The organism is Labilibaculum filiforme (assembly GCF_002843315.1).
Lineage (GTDB): Bacteria > Bacteroidota > Bacteroidia > Bacteroidales > Marinifilaceae > Labilibaculum > Labilibaculum filiforme.
Genome location: NZ_MVDD01000002.1, coordinates 84,409 through 101,955, shown reverse-complemented (window position 1 = coordinate 101,955; position 17,547 = coordinate 84,409). Strand labels below are relative to the sequence as shown.

Sequence of the window (17,547 nt, the reverse complement as noted above, 5' to 3'; positions counted from 1 at the left end):
TTTATACGTAGGTTAACTGAGATTTGTCGAAAGAGCTTCTTCTAATTGGAGTTTTGGTGTCAATTAGTAATTCTCCTTTTTCAATGGTAATAGGAAAGTAATCCAATGGTCGTGTGGCTGGTGCCGATAAAACTTCTCCAAATTTATTAAACTGTGAGGCATGACAAGGACAATTAAATCCGCCAGTTTGCGAATTTGTATTTACTACGCATCCTAAATGGGTACATTTAAAGGACATTGCTAAAAATCCACCATCTTCGAAACGTTTCAGAAAGAATTGACCAGTTAAAAAAGGATATAGTTTGTTCGTATCGAATGAAGATGCCTTGCCAGCGTTAAATAAATTGTTTGTTGCAGATGCACTGGCAACCTTATTTACACTTCCTTTTATTAAGAATAAAGCTTCAATCGACGCAACCGCTACAAGTAATCGCGTAATAAATTTTCGTCTGTTTAATTTCATTGTGGACTTTAATGTTTTAAAAAATCATCAACATTCCTTCTCCTCGCAATAGCAAAGAAATAAGCAACATGCTTATATAAGATGATAGTATTATACTTGTGCAGGCCATAATTAATTCGGTACGATTGGCCTGATGTTTTTTATGCCAAAATAATAGATAAATGGCAACTGGAACTACATATAATAATACAGGAATAAAACCTGTTGAGATAATACTTGGCCAGTTAGACAACCATAAATCGAAATGTAGAAAATGTTCTAGAAAATAAATTAATACAAATGTAAAAACAAAGGCGATAACTCCCGATTGAATGGTAATTTTTTTGCCCAAAGGAGAATTGAACCAAACTCCTATATTTAAATTATTGTATTTAAAATATGGCAGTCCAAAAAAGAATAGAGCTGTTGCAAAAGGTATTATTACAGCACTAAAAAATGGATGAAGATGTAGGAGTAACTCCTGAGCTCCTAGAAAATACCAGGGAGCTTTGCTTGGGTTGGGACTCTTTAATGGGTTGGCCTGATCGAGCAGTGGTGCATCGTAAAAAACAGCTATTAAAAACAATGCTGCAATAACAATACTGGCAAGCATAATTTCTTTGGAAACCAAATTGGGAATAACATCTACTTTTTGTATTTCGTCTCGCTTAGGTAAAGCAACACCTCCTGCTTTTCGTACCAACCAAAAGTGCATACTCATTAAGAAAATAAAGAGTAAAGGGAGAATTCCGGTATGTAAGGTGTAAAAGTTGAGCAGTGTGTTTCCATCTACGGTGTCACTTCCACGCACAAGATACGCCAGCGAATGACCTATAAAAGGAATGTATTCGATAATTTGGGTAATTACTGTGATCGCCCAATAGGCAAGCTGATCCCATGGTAAAAGGTATCCGGTAAAACTAGATGCTAACACCAGAAACAGCATCAATAATCCGTAAATCCAATTTTCACCGCGTTTATTGAAAATAGATTGGCTGTAGTAAACTCGGACTAAATGAAGAAAAGATGCTACAATTAAAAATTTGGCTGATAAATGGTGCAGGTTGCGAATAAATTGACCAAAAATAGTATTGTATTTTAAGCCTAAAATAGAATCGTATGCATGTTCAACAGTGGGGATATACGAAAATCGAAGTAGTAATCCGGTTAACGATAAAATTACAAAAAGTAAGGCGCAAACACCACCTAACCCAAAGGTGCGGTTAAATTTAATGGCTCTGGTATCTATTTTGGATGGGTGTAAGTGCAAAAAGAACTTTTCTATGCTCGAAGGGCTCCTTCCTTCTATATTCTTATTTATCATTATTGAAAATGTATGGTTTCTATTTCACTACAAATAAAAGGAAAAATACTGTAATTTTAGCTATTATTTCTATATTGCGAGCCATAACAGAACAGAACACTAGAACGACTTACGTATGAAAGCCTTCCAATTTACACCAGACAGTACTTCTCCAATTCCGAAATTTAAACAATTAATTCAAGCATTTCAGGATGCAATTAGTCAAAAGATTTTGCACCCTGGGGATGTTTTACCATCTGTAAATGAGATGTGTAGAGAGTGTTCTTTGTCGAGAGATACCGTTTTTAAATCTTATGCTGAATTAAAGAAAAGAAATGTGATAGAGTCGGTTCCAAATAAAGGATATTTTGTGTCGGGCGAAATTACAAGAGTGTTTTTGTTTTTGGATACATTTAAAGCATACAAGGAGGTTTTGTACGATAGTTTCAGAAAAAATTTGGCAGCGAATGTAATTGTCGATCTTCATTTTCATCACTACAATATTGATGTGTTTAAATCTCAAATTCGAGAGAGCGTCGGAAAGTATAGTAAATACATTATTATGAACTTCGATCATCCAAAAGTAGCTACTTGCTTAAAGAAGCTTGATCCAAAAAATGTGATGATTATTGATTGGAATATTAATGCAGATGATCAACATTCTCAGATATTTCAAGATTTTGGTGAGTCTGTTTTAACCTCCCTACAATCGGGCATAAAAGAGATTTCTAAGTACAAAGAGTTTTGCATGTTGTATCCAGATTATACCTACCACTCCTATGACACAGTGGAGTTTTTTAATCGTTTTTGCCAACAAAACAAGATTAAGCATTCTGTTTGTACCAATATGGATGCCATCGAAGTGAAAAAAGGGACTGCCTATTTTTCAGTAAGTGATCGTGCGATGGTTAAAATTTTAGACAAAGCTAGAGAGAAAAAATTCGAATTTGGAAAGGATGTAGGGCTTATTTCCTACAACGAAACTCCAATGAAAAAGTATATAGACAAAGGTATTACGGTGATATCAACAGATTTTAATTTGATGGGGAAGAAGGTTGCTGAGTTTGTAATGAACTCAGAAAGAGTTTTTTATTGTGTTCCCACTAAGCTGGTTAGAAGAAAATCATTGTAGTTTTCTTGCGATTCTTTATTGGTATTAGATTTTTTCATGATAATGATTGTAGGTTGCATTGGCTCTTTTCTGCCGGTTAGTAAGCAACTTGAGTTTTGTTGAGAAGAGGAAAAGAAACGGATGCTAGAAAAGTGTATGGTCGTTTTTGAGTTTTTTTTTATTTAACTTGAATTTGTCGAAAATGCTCTCTATATTAGCGCCATTAAAAAACGTAGGAAGGCAGGTTTATTTTAAGGTGAGCAATTCGCCTTTTTAAATTATAATCTGCCTAACCGCTTTGGCAAAACAATTAGAAACGTGAAGAAAATTACATTACAAGATATGTCTAAGAGATTAAATATCTCTAAATCAACAATATCTATTGTTCTTAATGGACATGGTGATGAAAAGCGGGTTAGTAAGGATACTCAAGAAACAATAATAAAGTTTGCTGAAGAAAATAATTACAGAGCCAATCAATTAGCGCGAGGTTTAAGTCGGGGAAAGAGCGATATGATTGGCTTAGTGATACCCAATATATCGGATAGTTTCTACGCAAGAATAGCACGAAGAATAGAGACCAAGGCAAGACTTTCTGGCTATAATGTTATTTTTAGTAGTACTGGAGAAAGTAAGGAAAGAGAGTCGGAGCTAATTGAATCGATGCTCGACAGACAAGTAGATGGTTTGATTATTGCATCCACTCAACAGAATGAGGAAGATATATTGAGATTGAAGAAAAGTAATTTTCCTTTTGTGCTTATCGATAGACGATATCCTGATATTGAAACTAATTTTGTTGGTGTTGATAATGTGGGTGGAGTCGCAATGGCGGTTGAGCAGTTGGTAAAGATGGGACGGAAACGCATTGGATTTATTACTTTAAAACCAGGCTTGGAGGCAATTCACGAACGATTGGTGGGTTATCAACAAACAATGAAGAAGTTTGAGCTGGAAGTAAAAGATGGTTTTGTGCATGAATTGAATTACGAAACTTTTGACGAGCAAATGCCTGCTGTATTTGAAATCATGCTCAATTCTTCAAATGATATTGATGGGATTGTATTTGCAACTCACTTTTTAACTGCTTCGGGTTTAAGGGAAATGAAACGACGTAAAGTTCTTGTTCCAAATGAAGTAGCTATCGTTAGTTTTGGTCAAATGAGTGCTTTTGATTTAGTTGATCCTCCTATAACTTCAATAGCTCAACCTGTAGAGGATTTAGGAGGTAGAGCTGTTGATATTTTGCTGGAAAATTTAAAAGATGGCATTACTGCTTATAAACAGGAGATGTTAGATAGTAGCATCGAAGTTCGAAAATCTTGTGGAGCGTAACGAAACTCTAGGATATATAAAAAAGAATTGTGAGTTTTATCGTTGAATAAAAAGTGAAAGATGAAAAGCTTACTAATGTGGTTAGTTTAATAAAAAGAGTTTGTTCTATTTGGATATAGGTTCTTACTAAAAAAAATGTCAAGGATGAATGAAAATTATTATCTTTGAATTGTTAATGCCTCTTCGAGTGCATTTTTTTAGATGAATTTGCCTAACCGGTTTAGCAAGTTGGTTAGAGAAGTAGGTTTAAATGCTTAAATGTTGAATATGAAGAAAATAGCCTTGTTTTTATTTGTTATGAGTTGGTTGCTATCAACCGTATCAGGTAATGTGTCAGAGAAAATGTTGGAGCTTTCTTATAAAAAGCCTTATCAATATGAATTAGTAAATGGAACTTACAAAGTGCTTGCAAACTTAACAGGATTGAATTCCACACAAGGAGTAGAAGTAACTTTTCAAGGAGAAAAGCTTAGTCTTTTTACCCTTGAAAGTGATTCTGTACAAATTTGGTTGCCACTTATTGGCAATTCAGGAATGCTTGAATTTACCCAAAGAACAAAAGGTGAAAAAGTAGTGAGTAAACAGTTATTCGAACCTTTAATTCCTGCCGATTGGGATTATTTTGGGGAGGGTAAATTGCATGTTATTGTCTCATCGCATCAAGACATTGCTTGGATGAATACACCAGATTCTTGTCGGGAGGAACGAGTGCATAAAATTGTATTGCCAGCATTGGATCTTATGGAGGAAGCTCCAGAATTTAAATTTGAGATGGAGCAATCCTTGAACTTGATGGAGGTTATTGAAGATTCTCCGGAAAACAAGCAACGCCTAATTGACACTTATAAATCGGGAAATTTTGAGTGGGGAGCTACTTTTACTCAGCCTTATGAAGGTTTAGAATCGGGAGAGCAATTGGTTCGTCAATCTTACCTCGGTCGTCGTTGGATTAAGAAAAAGATGCCAGGAATGGATGCTCATGTAGCATATAATGTTGATGTTCCAGGACGTTCGTTGCAGGTTCCTCAGTTATTTAAGAAATCAGGAATCGACTACCTGTTTGTTTCTAGAATGAAAGAAGGATTTTACAAATGGTATAGTCCTGATGGAACAAGTATTTTCACCTATAGTCCTGGGAATTACGGTTGGTATCATTACCATCATAAGGTGCTTGATGAGGATGCAATTACTGCAATGCATGAGTTACACAAAATACTAAAAGGATGGAATGAGTATTACCGTGAAAGAAATATACCTCCACATTATGCTGTTGTGATTAGTGCCGATGCTGGCGGACCGAAAAATTACAAAAAGGTAATTGAGGGATGGAATGAGATTGCAAAAATGCCAGGGAGGTATATTCCGGAAATCGCCCATTCAACAGCATTGGAGTTTTTACAGGAAGTGGATGTGCCCGAAGCAAAAATTGATTCGATTTATGGGGAGCGTCCAAATTTATGGTTGTATATTCATGGGGCAGGTCACTATCAGGCTATTAAAGCTAAGAAAGAAGCTGCGGTTGCAATTCCATCCGCTGAGATATTCAATACGATCAACTGTGAGTTGAACAATGATTTTTCATTGTATCCACAAAAAGAATTGGATGAAGCCTGGTACAATGCTATTTATCCTGATCATGGTTGGGGTGGAAAAAATGGGCAGATTACCGATAGTCTTTTTCGACTTGCACTTGAAACAGGAAATGAAATCGGTAAAAAACTACTCGATTCATCTTTAGAGAGTATTGCATCTAAAATAGACTTGAAGAAAACGCAAAATGTGATTGTTTTTAATGATTTGTCATGGACTAGAGATGGCTATGCAAGAGTTGATATTTCACATTTGAAGGGAACGAATTGGATGCTTGCAACCAGCGAGGGTAAAACAATTCCGACACAACTGGCAACCGTTAACGGAAAAAAAGAGCTGGTATTTAGTGTAAGCAATATGCCATCAATAGGATATAAAACGTTTACCATTAAAAAAGGAAAACAGGAAACGGCTACTATTACGGCAGGTTCAAATTATTGTGAAAATCAGTTTTATACAATTAAATTCGGACAAGGTGGAATTACTCAACTATTCGATAAAACACTAAATAAAGAGGTGTTCAATACCAGTACAATGGTGGCAGGTGATCTTTTTCATATGGGATATGAAGGTAATGGAGCTGGAGAGTTTGTAACGGTTACCGCGCCTCACTACGGAAATATGGAGCGTGCTCATCAGAAGGAAAGTACATGGAATTTAGTTGAAACGGGAGCTGTATATTCTAAGTTTCGATCAGAATTCGAAATGGATACGTTCCGAGTTGAGCAAAATATTACTGTATTTCATCAGAAAAAACAAATAGACTTGGAATATACCATTCCCAATTGGCCAGGAGAACACAATCGTCAGTTGCGGGTTATGTTTCCGTTAAACATGAAAAATAGTGCGAAAATTTCCTACGATGTTCCTATGGGAATGGTTCATGTGGGAGAAGATGAGTTAACAATGCGTCCAGGTGGTTCTGCTTGGGGTGGAACTTACCTTCAAAAGCCAGAAGAGATTCATCCTCGCGAGATTCAAAACTTTATGACTGCGAATGGAAGTGGATATGGATTCACCATGTCTACCAATGTGGTAACTGCTGATTGGGTAGATCCAAGCATGAATGCTGCAGATTTTCCGGTTATTAATTCCATTCTTTTATCGACACATAAAAGCTGTCATTGGCAAGGGAATTGGTACGAGCAAAAAGGAAGTCATACCTTTAAATTTTCAATTACTTCTCATAGAGAGGGTTGGAAGAATGGATTTCATTTTGGAGTTGCAGAAAATCATCCAATACATACGGTACTAAAGCAGAAGAAACAAGCTGGAGATTTGCCTGCAACAAAAAGTTTTGCAAGTACAAATGATCCTTTTACAGTGATTACCACCATCAAAAAAGCGGAAGACGACAGTGATGTTGTTATTCGATTGTTGGAAGCAGAAGGGCTGGATAAGAAAATTCAGTTAGAACTAAACAAAGAGGTGAAGAGCATCTCGAAAACGGATATGATTGAAGAAAATCCTAAAAGCTTGAATAAAAAAGGGAAAATTATTGAATTACAGCTGGGTAAAAATGCTGTTGAAACCTATAAAATTAAGTAGACTTATTACAGCATTCAGCTATTATTAAATCTTTAAAAAACATGAAACGTCCATGATAAAAGTATTTGACACACAGGGAGATGATTATCCCAGCATGGTAAGTTCCATATGGCAACTAGAAAACAAATAATAATCATATGAAACGTCCATGACAAGGGTGTTTTGACACACAGGGAAATTATTATCCCAGCATGGTAAGTTCCATATGGCAACTAGAAAACAAATAATAATCATATGAAAAGTAAAAGTTCATTATACCTCTTGACCATTAGTTTTGTTTCTACCATAGGAGGATTTCTATTTGGATATGATACGGCAATTATTTCAGGTTGCAATTCATTTTTGCAAGCTCATTTCGATTTATCGCCGGCAATGTTGGGGTGGGTGGTTTCCTCAGCTTTACTGGGAACTATTATCGGATGTGTTGTTTCGGGAATTATTACCGATCGAATTGGGCGTAAAAATGCATTGATCGTTGCCGCTTGTTGTTTACTAATTTCCGCTGTAGGTTCTATGTTGCCTCCTCAGTTTTTAGGCAATCCAGAACATGCTCATTGGCTAACAGCGAATAGTCACTTTTCTTTTAATTTTCTAATTATTGTTCGAGTAATTGGAGGTCTTGGTGTTGGAATTACATCAGTGGTTGCACCTATTTATATTTCGGAATTGACCAAGCCTGAAAGTAGAGGGAAATTTGTATCCATCTATCAGCTATCCATAACACTGGGTATTTTATTGGCATTTTTAGTGGATTGGATTGTATTAAACAGTGCTGGTGAACTTGCAGGGATCATAACAAACGAAGCGACTGGATTTTGGTCATGGCTCTTTGTTCATGAAATTTGGAGGGGAATGTTTGGAACGGAGATTCCAATTGCTTTGCTCTTTCTAACATTGCTATTTTTCTCGCCTAAAAGTCCAAGATGGCTGGTTTCAAAAGGTCGAAAAGAGGAAGCATTAGCAATAATGACACGAATAAATGGTAAAGAAGAGGCGACACAGCAGATGGAACAGATCAATGAAATGGTTCAGGCAGAGTCTGGAGGAATTAAAGAATTGTTTAAGCCATTTATGCGTACACCTCTCATGATTGGAATACTTCTTCCCATGTTTTCACACTTAAGTGGTATTGCAGCAATCATGTATTTTGCACCCAATATTTTGAACGAATCTTTTCAAAGTGTAGAAAGTTCCTTCTTAGGTGCTGTCTTAGTGGGAGTTGTAAATTCTGTATTTACTTTTGTGGCAATTTTAAATATAGAGCGATTTGGACGACGTAAATTACTTTTGGTAGGTGTAACGGGAGCTTTCCTGTCTTTAACCGGAGTTGGAATCATGTTCGCAATAGGTTCAAATCTGGTAATTATTCCGTTGCTCCTTTATGTGGCAAGTTTTGCCTTCTCGTTTGGACCGGTTGTTTGGGTTATTATCAGTGAAATTTTCCCAACACGAATTAGAGGTCTAGCTGTCTCAATAGGAAGTTTTTCATTAATGGTAACGGGTTTTTTTATTACGCTTACCAATCCTGTTTTCATTAAAACAATAGAGCCAAGTGGTACCTTCTTTTTGTATGGAATCTTAACCCTTCCTGCAATTTGGTTCATCTGGAAATATGTACCGGAAACAAAAGGAAAAACCTTAGAACAGATCGAAAGATATTGGAAGAATAAAAAATGGGATTAATTCTTATTACATGGATGAAAGTGCTTATCTGTTTCAAAAACAGGCACAATTATTAGAAATAAAAGTATATGAGTTTAATAGAGAAATTTGAGGTTAAAGAAGAGGGATACCATCCTTTTCTAATTCGAGAAGGGTGGCAAGTGGCTCAGCTTAATGCGGATGAAAATCAAAAGATAGAGAACATCACCAGGTTAGATGTTCATTTCCATACCGATGAAGTGTTTTTATTACTGAAAGGGGAGGTGGTTTTGATTACTGCAAGCATTCAGGATAATAAACCGAAGTATGAGCTGGAATTGATGCAAGCCGGAGTTACCTATAATATTCCAAAAAATACATGGCATAATATTGCGATGCAAGAAGGAAGTGAAGTGATAATTATTGAAAAATCAAACACACATTTAGCAGATTTTGAGTTTCATAATTTGTCTGAAAACGAATTGGTAGAATTAAGAAGTAAGGTGAGTGAAATTTATACTGAAAATTTACAAAATTAAGATATGGCAACTTGGACAAATGATAAAGAGTTATTTAGCATCGCAAAAAAAGAACTTTTTGTGGCTTTAGTGGGTGATGTGCTGGATAAATTAGGTTACCAGCATCAATTTCTGTCGCCAAACTTTAAGCCTGTTAACAACGATTTTGTTGTGATAGGACGAGCAATGCCGGTGTTGGAAGCTGATGTTTTTGAAGAGGCATGCGAAGAGAGCAATAATCCTTTAATGAAAAAGCCTTTTGGAATTATGTTTGAAGCTTTGGATAGCTTACAGGAAGATGAAGTTTATATCTGTAGTGGTTCTTCTCCCAGATATGCACTTTGGGGTGGATTAATGAGCACTAGAGCATTAAAATTAAAAGCTGCAGGTGCTGTTGTTAATGGCTATTCGCGAGATACGAATGAAATATTGGCTTTAAATTTCCCAACTTTTTCGTTCGGAGGATATGCGCAGGATCAGGGACCAAGAGGCAAAGTAATTGACTATCGTGTACCGATAGAGATTGACGGAATTAGAATTAAACCAGGTGATGTTGTTTATGGCGATCGAGATGGTGTTTTAATTGTTCCTAAAGAAGTGGTTAAAGATGCTTTCGAGGGCGCAATTGAAAAAGCAAGAGGGGAACAATTAGTGAAAAAAGCATTGGAAGAAGGCATGAGTACCGTTGATGCTTTTGAAAAGTTTGGAATCATGTAAAAAAACAAAATCAGAAGGATGAGAGAAATAGACTTAAAAGGAAAAAGAGCTTTGGTTACAGGTGGTAGTCAGGGTATTGGTTCTGAGATTTGTAGAGAATTGGCCAAGTGTGGAGCGGATGTTATTATTAACTTTTATAGCAACAGAGAAAAAGCAGAAGTACTTGCTAACGAAATTACTTCAAACTATAATGTAAAAGCCGTAGCTGTTGGAGCGAATGTTGCAAAATCGGAGGAAGTGAAGGCAATGTTTAGTCAAATGGATGATGCTTTTGGAGGAATAGATATTTTAGTGAATAATGCTGGTTCTGAAAGTGTTGTGCATGTTTTGGATATGGAGGAAGATGAATGGGATCGAGTGTTTCAAATTAACCTTAAAGGACCTTTTTTGTGTGCAAAAGAAGCAGGTAAACGAATGGAGAAATCGGGTGGAGGTGTTATCATCAACATTTCATCGATTCATGATGTGGTTCCTCGCAAAGGGCTAATTCATTACTGTTCAGCGAAAGCGGGATTAAAGATGTTCTCAAAATGCTTGTCGTTGGAGTTGGCGGATAGTAATGTACGTGTTGTATCGGTTGCGCCAGGGGCAATCGAGACAGAAATGAACCGCCAAGAAATAGCCAATTTTGGAGTCGATAAATTCGAAAAGTGGATTCCACAGGGCAGACTAGGACAAGTATCTGATATAGCTCCAACGGTGGCATTTTTAGCTAGTGATTTGGCAAGTTATATAAGCGGAACAGATCTATACATCGATGGTTCTTATATGAACCATACCATTCAATACGATCCTCGTCCTCCTCGAAAAAAGAATTAAACTGTTGTGCTAGAGAAAGTTAATCGAGTATGATTGCCAGCTTATATTGTAAACTATTATTTTTGAAAACGATTATGATTTTTTTTACAGGAAGTTATACGCAAAATGGATCACCGGCAACTAATCCTCAAGGAAAAGGCATTGGATGTTTTCAGTTGAATATGGAAAGTGGTGAGGTGAACTTAGTCCAATATACAAATCAACGAAATCCAAGTTATTTAGCGATTTCGGAGGATAAACAGTATTTGTATGCTTTAGAGGAAATGTTTGAAAGTTTGCATCCGCAGGTTTTTGCCTATCGAATTGGTGAGAAGGGCGAATTAGATTTGATTAATTCTCAAATGCTAGTTGGAGATTATGCTTGTCATTTGGCTATAATTCACGATCATTTGGTGGTTGCCAATTACGTTTCAGGAAATATTGTTTCTTATCCAATTGCTAGTGATGGCAGCTTAAGTCCGTATCATCAGTTGATTCAGCACCAAGGAAAAGGACCGAATAAAGTTCGTCAGGAAGCTGCTCATGCGCATATGATTTATCCTTTCGGAGATCATCAAATGTACGTGCTTGATTTGTGTTTGGATCAGGCAAAAGCTTATAATTTCAATCAAGTTAGCAAGGAATGGAAAGCAAATGTCGATTTAGATATTAACATAGAAGCTGGAGCAGGTGCAAGGCATATGGTGATGGATAAGTTTGAAGACTATGCCTATGTTTTGAGTGAATTATCGGGAGAAATATTTGTAAGTGCTAAGAAGAAGAATAAATTCGAAGTGCTTCAAAAAATAGCTTTTGTACCTGATAATTATGAAGGAGAATTTGGAGGTGCTGCAATAAGGCTTCATCCCAATGGAGAATTTTTGTATGCTTCTTGTAGAGGTTCTGATTCTATTGCAATTTTCAAGATTGATGATGAACAAAAGACACTTACAGTTGTAGCGTATCAAGCTACAGAAGGAAAAACACCACGTGATTTTACTATTGATCCATCCGGGAAGTGGTTGATCGTGGCAAATCAGGATTCCAATAAGCTTGTTGTTTTCGAAATAAATCAGGAAACTGGAGAGTTAAAATCGAAATCGAAAATTACTGTAGAAACTCCGGTTGCTATTTGTTGGTTCAATTAAGAATTTGCCAAACCGTTAAGGCACAAAAATTACACTAAAAAAGAGTAGAATAATGATACAATTAAAAGGCATTGCATGGGATCATCCAAGAGGATATGAACCATTGATTGCAGCCTCCAAAGAGTTTTCAAAGAGAAATCCCAATGTGAACATCAAGTGGGATATTCGTTCATTGAAGGAGTTTGGTGATATGCCTATTGAAGATCTTATTGGGAAATACGATTTTATTACCATCGATCATCCCTATATGGGACAGGCAGATGCTAATAATTTACTTTTGAATTTGAAAGATAAAATTTCGAAAGATGTATTGGATATGCATGCCAAAGAATCGGTAGGGGCAAGTTATCAAACCTACAATTTTAAGAATAACTTGTATGCTTTGCCTGTTGATGCCGCAGCTTTGGTGGCCGCCTATCGTAAAGATTTGCTTGCAGAGCTTGGATGTTCTGGTTTGCCAAAATCAAGAGAGGAATTATTCGCCTACTACAAAACGCTACCGAGTCGTAAGTCTGTAGCATGGGCACTTTGTCCGACAGATTTTTGGTGCGTATTTCTTACTATTTGCGCTCAGGATGGGGGAAGAGATTTTATAAAGGATTATACGCTTAACAAAACTGTAGGCGTAAATGCACTGAATGAAATTAAGAAACATTTGGACTTTATTCATCCAGAGTCAATGAATTGGAATCCAATTCAGATTTTAGATCGAATGGGAGAAGGAAATGAAATTGTTTACTCTCCCTATTTATTCGGATATACAAATTATTCGAGAAAGGGATATTCGAAGAACTTGGTTCATTTTACCAATAGTCCGGTAAATCCGAAACAGGAAATATCTACCATTATGGGAGGTGTTGGTTTAGCAATTTCTGCCAATTGTAAGGAAGTGAAAACGGCAGTCGATTTTGTAAGTTTTGTAGCAGATGCGAAAATTCAAAAAGGGATTTATACAAAAGAGGGCGGACAGCCAGGAAATTTAGTTGCGTGGACCAGTAAAGAGAACAACGAATTGTGTTCGGATTTTTTTACAAATACCATGAAAACAATGAAGGATGCTTATATACGACCGCAACATCCGATGTGGAATAGTTTTCAGGAACAAGGAGCATGCCTTTTGCACGAAGGTGTCTTGAAAAATATTGAATCAGAAAAACTCATGAAACTGTTAAATGAATTGTACAAAGAGCTTTGTAATGGATAAAACATTTAAAAATATTTTTGTTGAAATTGAAAATGGGATTGCGGTTTTAGTTTTTAACCGACCCGATCAGTTAAATGCAATGAACAGAAAAATGATGGATGAAATTATTGAAGCCATCAGTAGCATAAATGCGAATAAGGACGTAAAAGTTGCCATTATTCGCGGAGAAGGGCGTGCTTTTATGGCTGGTGCCGATATTAAAGAATATGGAAATCAGACTTCTGAAGAATTCATTTCATTTCAGGAAAAAGGAAAGCTGTTGTACGAGTCGATTGAGAATTCTACTAAACCGTGGATTGCAGCCATTAATGGGTTTGCTTTAGGAGGAGGATTCGAAATTCCTTTAGCCTGCGATCTAATTCTGGCTTCAGAAAAAGCAACAATGGGACTTCCTGAGGTGTTTTTAAGTTTGATTCCAGGTGGTGGCGGAACACAACGCTTGGTTCAGAAAATTGGAATCAATCGAGTAAAAGAAATGCTATTTATGGGAACGCCGCTCGATGCCAAACAATTGTACGATTGGGGAATTGTGAATCGTGTTTTTAGTGATGATGATTTTTTGCTTCAAGTATTCGATTTTGCAAAAAAGCTATCTCGAAGACCTTCAAAATCTATCGCAGACTTAAAAAGACTGGCCAATTTGAGTCTTACCGAAATGCCATTTAAACAGCGAATAGATGATGAAGCAAATACGGTAAAGAAACTATTTCTTGGAGAAGAAGCACAAAAAGCAATTCAGGATTTTATACAAAAAAATAAATAAGAAGATGGAAAATAATGGACCTTTAAAAGGTTTGGTCGTTGCCGATTTTTCACAATTGGCGCAAGGGCCATGGGCAACACAGATGTTGGGAGATATGGGAGCCGATATCATTAAAATCGAGCCAATAAAAGGGGATTGGATGCGCCATTATGCTTATGGAAATATCTATCCTAATGGGGAAAGTATTTCTTTCATCAGCTTTAACAGAAATAAGAAAAGTATTGCTTTAGATCTAAAATCGGAAGAGGGCAGGAAAATTGCAAAAGATATTATTTGTAAGGCTGATATTCTATTGGAAAATTTTAGACCAGGTGTAATGGAACGCCTTGGTTTGGGCTACGAGGACATTAAAAAACTAAATCCAGCTTTGATTTATTGCTCTAGTTCGGGATATGGTGCTTCAGGTCCGTATTTAAAACGACCTGGACAAGATTTATTGGCTCAGTCGATTAGTGGAGGTCCGGCTTTAAATGGAAAAAAAGGAGATTTACCGGTAGTTACAGCTGTTGGTCAAGCCGATTTATTAACCAGTTTATTTATTACACAATCTGTATTGGCAGCAGTTTATTCCAGAACAAATTCTGGAAAAGGACAAAAAATTGAGGCTAATCTGTTGAATTCTATTGTTGGCTTTCATGTTCAGGAAATTACAGCCTACTTAAGCAATCGAGAATATCCTGAAAGAAGTGAGAGTGGAATTCCGAATCCGTGGATTGGCGCGCCTTATGGTCTTTACAATACGAAAGATTCTTATGTTGCTATTGGCATGAATTCGGTACAGAAACTGGCTCAGGTTGTAGGCTTAAAGAAATACGATTCAGAGGAGTTTGCTTCCAATAATATTGGTGATAATAGAGATCAAATTCGATTCGATTTTGATGAGGTATTTAAAACCAAAACAACAGAAGAGTGGCTGGAGATACTATTGGAACAGGACATTTGGTGTTCGCAAGTAAATACTTTCAACGAAATGGTTGATGATCCGCAGATTAAACACAATCAGATGATTATAGAATACGATCATCCAACTGTTGGAGCCGTAAAAACTACCGGTTTTCCAGTTTCTTTTAGTGATACACCTCAAAAGGTATACAAACCGGCTCCATTACTAAATGAGCATGCGGCAGAAATTTTGAAGGAATATTGTGATTATAGCGATGAGGAGATTAAGAAACTATTAAATAATAAGTAATGAAGTTAGGATTCGGATTGTACAAACACATGCTTAACGAAGAGCATTATAAATTTGCCAAACAATGTGGGGCTACTCATGTAGTTATTCACTTGGTAGATTATTTCGGAAATGATTCCAACAATAAAGACAATGCCAATCAACCTATTGGACAAAAAGAGGGATGGGGAGGAGCAGGTTCTGGTCAGCTTTGGAGTTTGGAAGAGATTGTAAAGATTAAAAATGACCTTAACAGTCATGGTTTGCAATTGGAAGCAATTGAAAATTTCGATCCAGCCATTTGGCATGATATTTTATTGGATGGTCCTAAAAAAGAGGAGCAAATGGAGCTAGTAAAAGAACAGATTCGAATTGTTGGAAAAGCTGGAATTCCCTATTTCGGATACAATTTTTCGTTGGCAGGAGTTTCGAGTCGAGATATTGGAGCCTATGCTCGTGGAGGAGCCGAATCGGTAGGAATGGATGGTAGTGTGGATGAAACACCAATTCCCAATGGAATGGTCTGGAACATGGTTTACGATAAAAATGCTCCAGAAGGCTCATTGCCAAGAATCGACCACGACGAATTGTGGAAGCGCTTGCAGTATTTCTTAGAAAATAGTTTGCCGGTTGCCGAGGAAGCAGGAGTTATTCTTGCCGCTCACCCAGATGATCCGCCGATGCCTTACGTTCGAAATACACCTCGTTTGGTTTATCAACCAGATATGTATCAGCGATTATTGGATATTTATCCGAGTGAAAATAGCAAGTTAGAATTTTGTTTGGGCTCGGTAGCCGAAATGACAGAAGGCGATGTTTACGAAGCAACCGATTCTTATTCAAAACAAAATAAGCTGGGATATATTCACTTCAGAAATATTGTTGGAAAAGTACCTAATTACAAAGAAGTATTTGTAGATGAGGGAGATATCGACATGGTGAAAATCCTTAGAATATTGAAGAAGAATAATTTTCAGGGAGTGCTAATCCCAGATCATACACCACAAATGACTTGCAGTGCACCTTGGCATGCGGGTATGGCATATGCAATGGGATATATGAAAGCGGCTTTGTCAGGAGTTGAGAAAGAAGATTAATTAAGGAGAATAAAGAATTAAAATAATGAAAGAAGGAAAAGTGATCACTTTTGGTGAGATCATGTTGAGATTAGCAACGCCGGATTATTTACGTTTTAATCAGGCAAGTGAATTTACAGCTACTTATGGTGGTGGTGAAGCAAATGTTGCAGTTTCATTAGCGAATTATGGTCTTGCGGTAGATTTTGTTACTCGATTGCCCAAAAATGATTTAGGACGTACGTGCAGTATGGATTTGCGCAAATATGGCGTTGGCGTTGATAATATTGTATATGGCGGGGAACGTTTAGGAATTTATTTTTTGGAAACTGGCGCAGTTAGTCGTGGTAGCAAGGTGGTTTACGATCGGGCTCATTCAGCAATTTCCGAAATAGAATTGGGAATGATCGATTGGAATCAGGTTTTTGAAGGTGCTTCATGGTTTCATTGGACAGGCATTACGCCAGCAATTTCGCAAGGAGCGGCAGAGGTTTGTTTAGAAGCAATTAAAGAAGCCAACAAAAGAGGAATTACTGTTTCTACCGATTTAAACTACCGAAAAAACCTTTGGAAGTATGGTAAAACCGCAGGCGAAATTATGCCGGAACTGGTTGCTGGTTGCGATGTGATTCTAGGAAACGAAGAAGATGCTGAAAAAGTTTTAGGGATTAGTCCTGAAGGTCTTGATATTACTGGTGGTCATGTAGAAGCAGATGCTTACCTTTCTGTTTCACAGCAAATTACGAAACAATTTCCTCGTTGTAAAAAGGTAATTACCACTTTGCGTGGATCGATTAGTGCGAATCACAATTCTTGGACAGGAGTTTTGTATGATGGAAAAACGCTTTACAAGGCAAATAATACCTACCAAATTACTCACATTGTTGATCGTGTTGGTGGCGGTGATTCGTTTATGGGAGGATTAATTTATGGATTAATAACCTGGCCCGAAAACGATCAAAAAGCATTAAACTTTGCAGTTGCGGCTTCTTGTTTAAAACATACTATTTATGGCGATTACAATCAAGTTACGGTGGAAGAAGTAGAGAAATTAATGAATGGTGATGCTTCCGGACGAGTAGCAAGGTAATACTGAATTATAAATGATGAATTAATAGTTATGAATTTGAAAAATGGAATGCTTTTTTTAATAAAGAAAGGCAACTCATAATTCATAACTTA

At 36.8% G+C, this 17,547-nt stretch carries 15 protein-coding genes; 13 read left to right on the top strand and 2 right to left on the bottom strand.

Features of this window, described 5'->3' with window-relative positions:
* Position 1: 1 nt before the first annotated feature.
* Complete coding sequence (locus tag BZG02_RS03100; protein ID WP_101259948.1) at positions 2-463, bottom strand: QcrA and Rieske domain-containing protein; 462 nt, start codon at positions 461-463, stop codon at positions 2-4.
* Between the two features lie 16 nt (positions 464-479).
* Entirely contained in the window at positions 480-1,766 is a 1,287-nt protein-coding gene (locus BZG02_RS03095; protein ID WP_101259947.1) for a cytochrome b N-terminal domain-containing protein, read from the bottom strand.
* 115 nt (positions 1,767-1,881) lie between these two features.
* On the opposite strand from BZG02_RS03095, the gene BZG02_RS03090 reads away from it, so the two are divergent.
* From BZG02_RS03090 to BZG02_RS03030, 13 genes are all read left to right on the top strand, one after another.
* The gene (locus BZG02_RS03090) at positions 1,882-2,877 is read left to right on the top strand and encodes a GntR family transcriptional regulator (RefSeq protein WP_101259946.1); all 996 of its coding nucleotides are present in this window, start codon (positions 1,882-1,884) and stop codon (positions 2,875-2,877) included.
* Between the two features lie 297 nt (positions 2,878-3,174).
* Positions 3,175-4,191 carry a LacI family DNA-binding transcriptional regulator gene (locus BZG02_RS03085; protein WP_180335608.1) on the top strand — a complete coding sequence of 339 codons (1,017 nt, stop codon included), beginning with the start codon at positions 3,175-3,177 and terminating at the stop codon, positions 4,189-4,191.
* A gap of 267 nt (positions 4,192-4,458) precedes the next feature.
* Positions 4,459-7,329 (top strand): glycoside hydrolase family 38 N-terminal domain-containing protein, encoded by a 2,871-nt coding sequence (locus BZG02_RS03080; protein ID WP_180335607.1) that lies wholly within the window; start codon positions 4,459-4,461, stop codon positions 7,327-7,329.
* 234 nt (positions 7,330-7,563) lie between these two features.
* On the top strand, positions 7,564-9,012 hold the full coding sequence (locus tag BZG02_RS03075) for a sugar porter family MFS transporter (RefSeq protein ID WP_101259943.1): 1,449 nt from the start codon (positions 7,564-7,566) through the stop codon (positions 9,010-9,012).
* A 68-nt stretch (positions 9,013-9,080) separates the two neighbouring features.
* Positions 9,081-9,509 (top strand): cupin domain-containing protein, encoded by a 429-nt coding sequence (locus BZG02_RS03070; RefSeq protein WP_101259942.1) that lies wholly within the window; start codon positions 9,081-9,083, stop codon positions 9,507-9,509.
* 3 nt (positions 9,510-9,512) lie between these two features.
* The gene (locus BZG02_RS03065; RefSeq protein ID WP_101259941.1) at positions 9,513-10,205 is read left to right on the top strand and encodes an RraA family protein; all 693 of its coding nucleotides are present in this window, start codon (positions 9,513-9,515) and stop codon (positions 10,203-10,205) included.
* Between the two features lie 18 nt (positions 10,206-10,223).
* The gene (locus BZG02_RS03060; RefSeq protein WP_101259940.1) at positions 10,224-11,024 is read left to right on the top strand and encodes an SDR family NAD(P)-dependent oxidoreductase; all 801 of its coding nucleotides are present in this window, start codon (positions 10,224-10,226) and stop codon (positions 11,022-11,024) included.
* A gap of 74 nt (positions 11,025-11,098) precedes the next feature.
* A complete protein-coding gene (locus BZG02_RS03055; RefSeq protein WP_180335606.1) occupies positions 11,099-12,151 on the top strand; it encodes a lactonase family protein in 1,053 nt (350 codons plus the stop codon).
* Positions 12,152-12,203: 52 nt separating this feature from the next.
* Positions 12,204-13,355, top strand: coding sequence for an ABC transporter substrate-binding protein (locus tag BZG02_RS03050; RefSeq protein ID WP_101259938.1), 1,152 nt, complete (start codon positions 12,204-12,206; stop codon positions 13,353-13,355).
* Positions 13,348-14,118 carry an enoyl-CoA hydratase/isomerase family protein gene (locus BZG02_RS03045; RefSeq protein ID WP_180335605.1) on the top strand — a complete coding sequence of 257 codons (771 nt, stop codon included), beginning with the start codon at positions 13,348-13,350 and terminating at the stop codon, positions 14,116-14,118. The genes BZG02_RS03050 and BZG02_RS03045 overlap by 8 nt, the downstream gene beginning before the upstream one ends.
* A 4-nt stretch (positions 14,119-14,122) precedes the next feature.
* Entirely contained in the window at positions 14,123-15,310 is a 1,188-nt protein-coding gene (locus BZG02_RS03040; protein WP_101259936.1) for a CaiB/BaiF CoA transferase family protein, read from the top strand.
* Positions 15,310-16,386, top strand: coding sequence for a mannonate dehydratase (locus BZG02_RS03035; RefSeq protein ID WP_101259935.1), 1,077 nt, complete (start codon positions 15,310-15,312; stop codon positions 16,384-16,386). The genes BZG02_RS03040 and BZG02_RS03035 overlap by 1 nt, the downstream gene beginning before the upstream one ends.
* Before the next feature lie 25 nt (positions 16,387-16,411).
* Positions 16,412-17,455, top strand: a complete 1,044-nt coding sequence (locus BZG02_RS03030) for a sugar kinase (protein WP_101259934.1) — start codon at positions 16,412-16,414, stop codon at positions 17,453-17,455.
* The last annotated feature ends 92 nt before the right edge of the window (positions 17,456-17,547 follow it).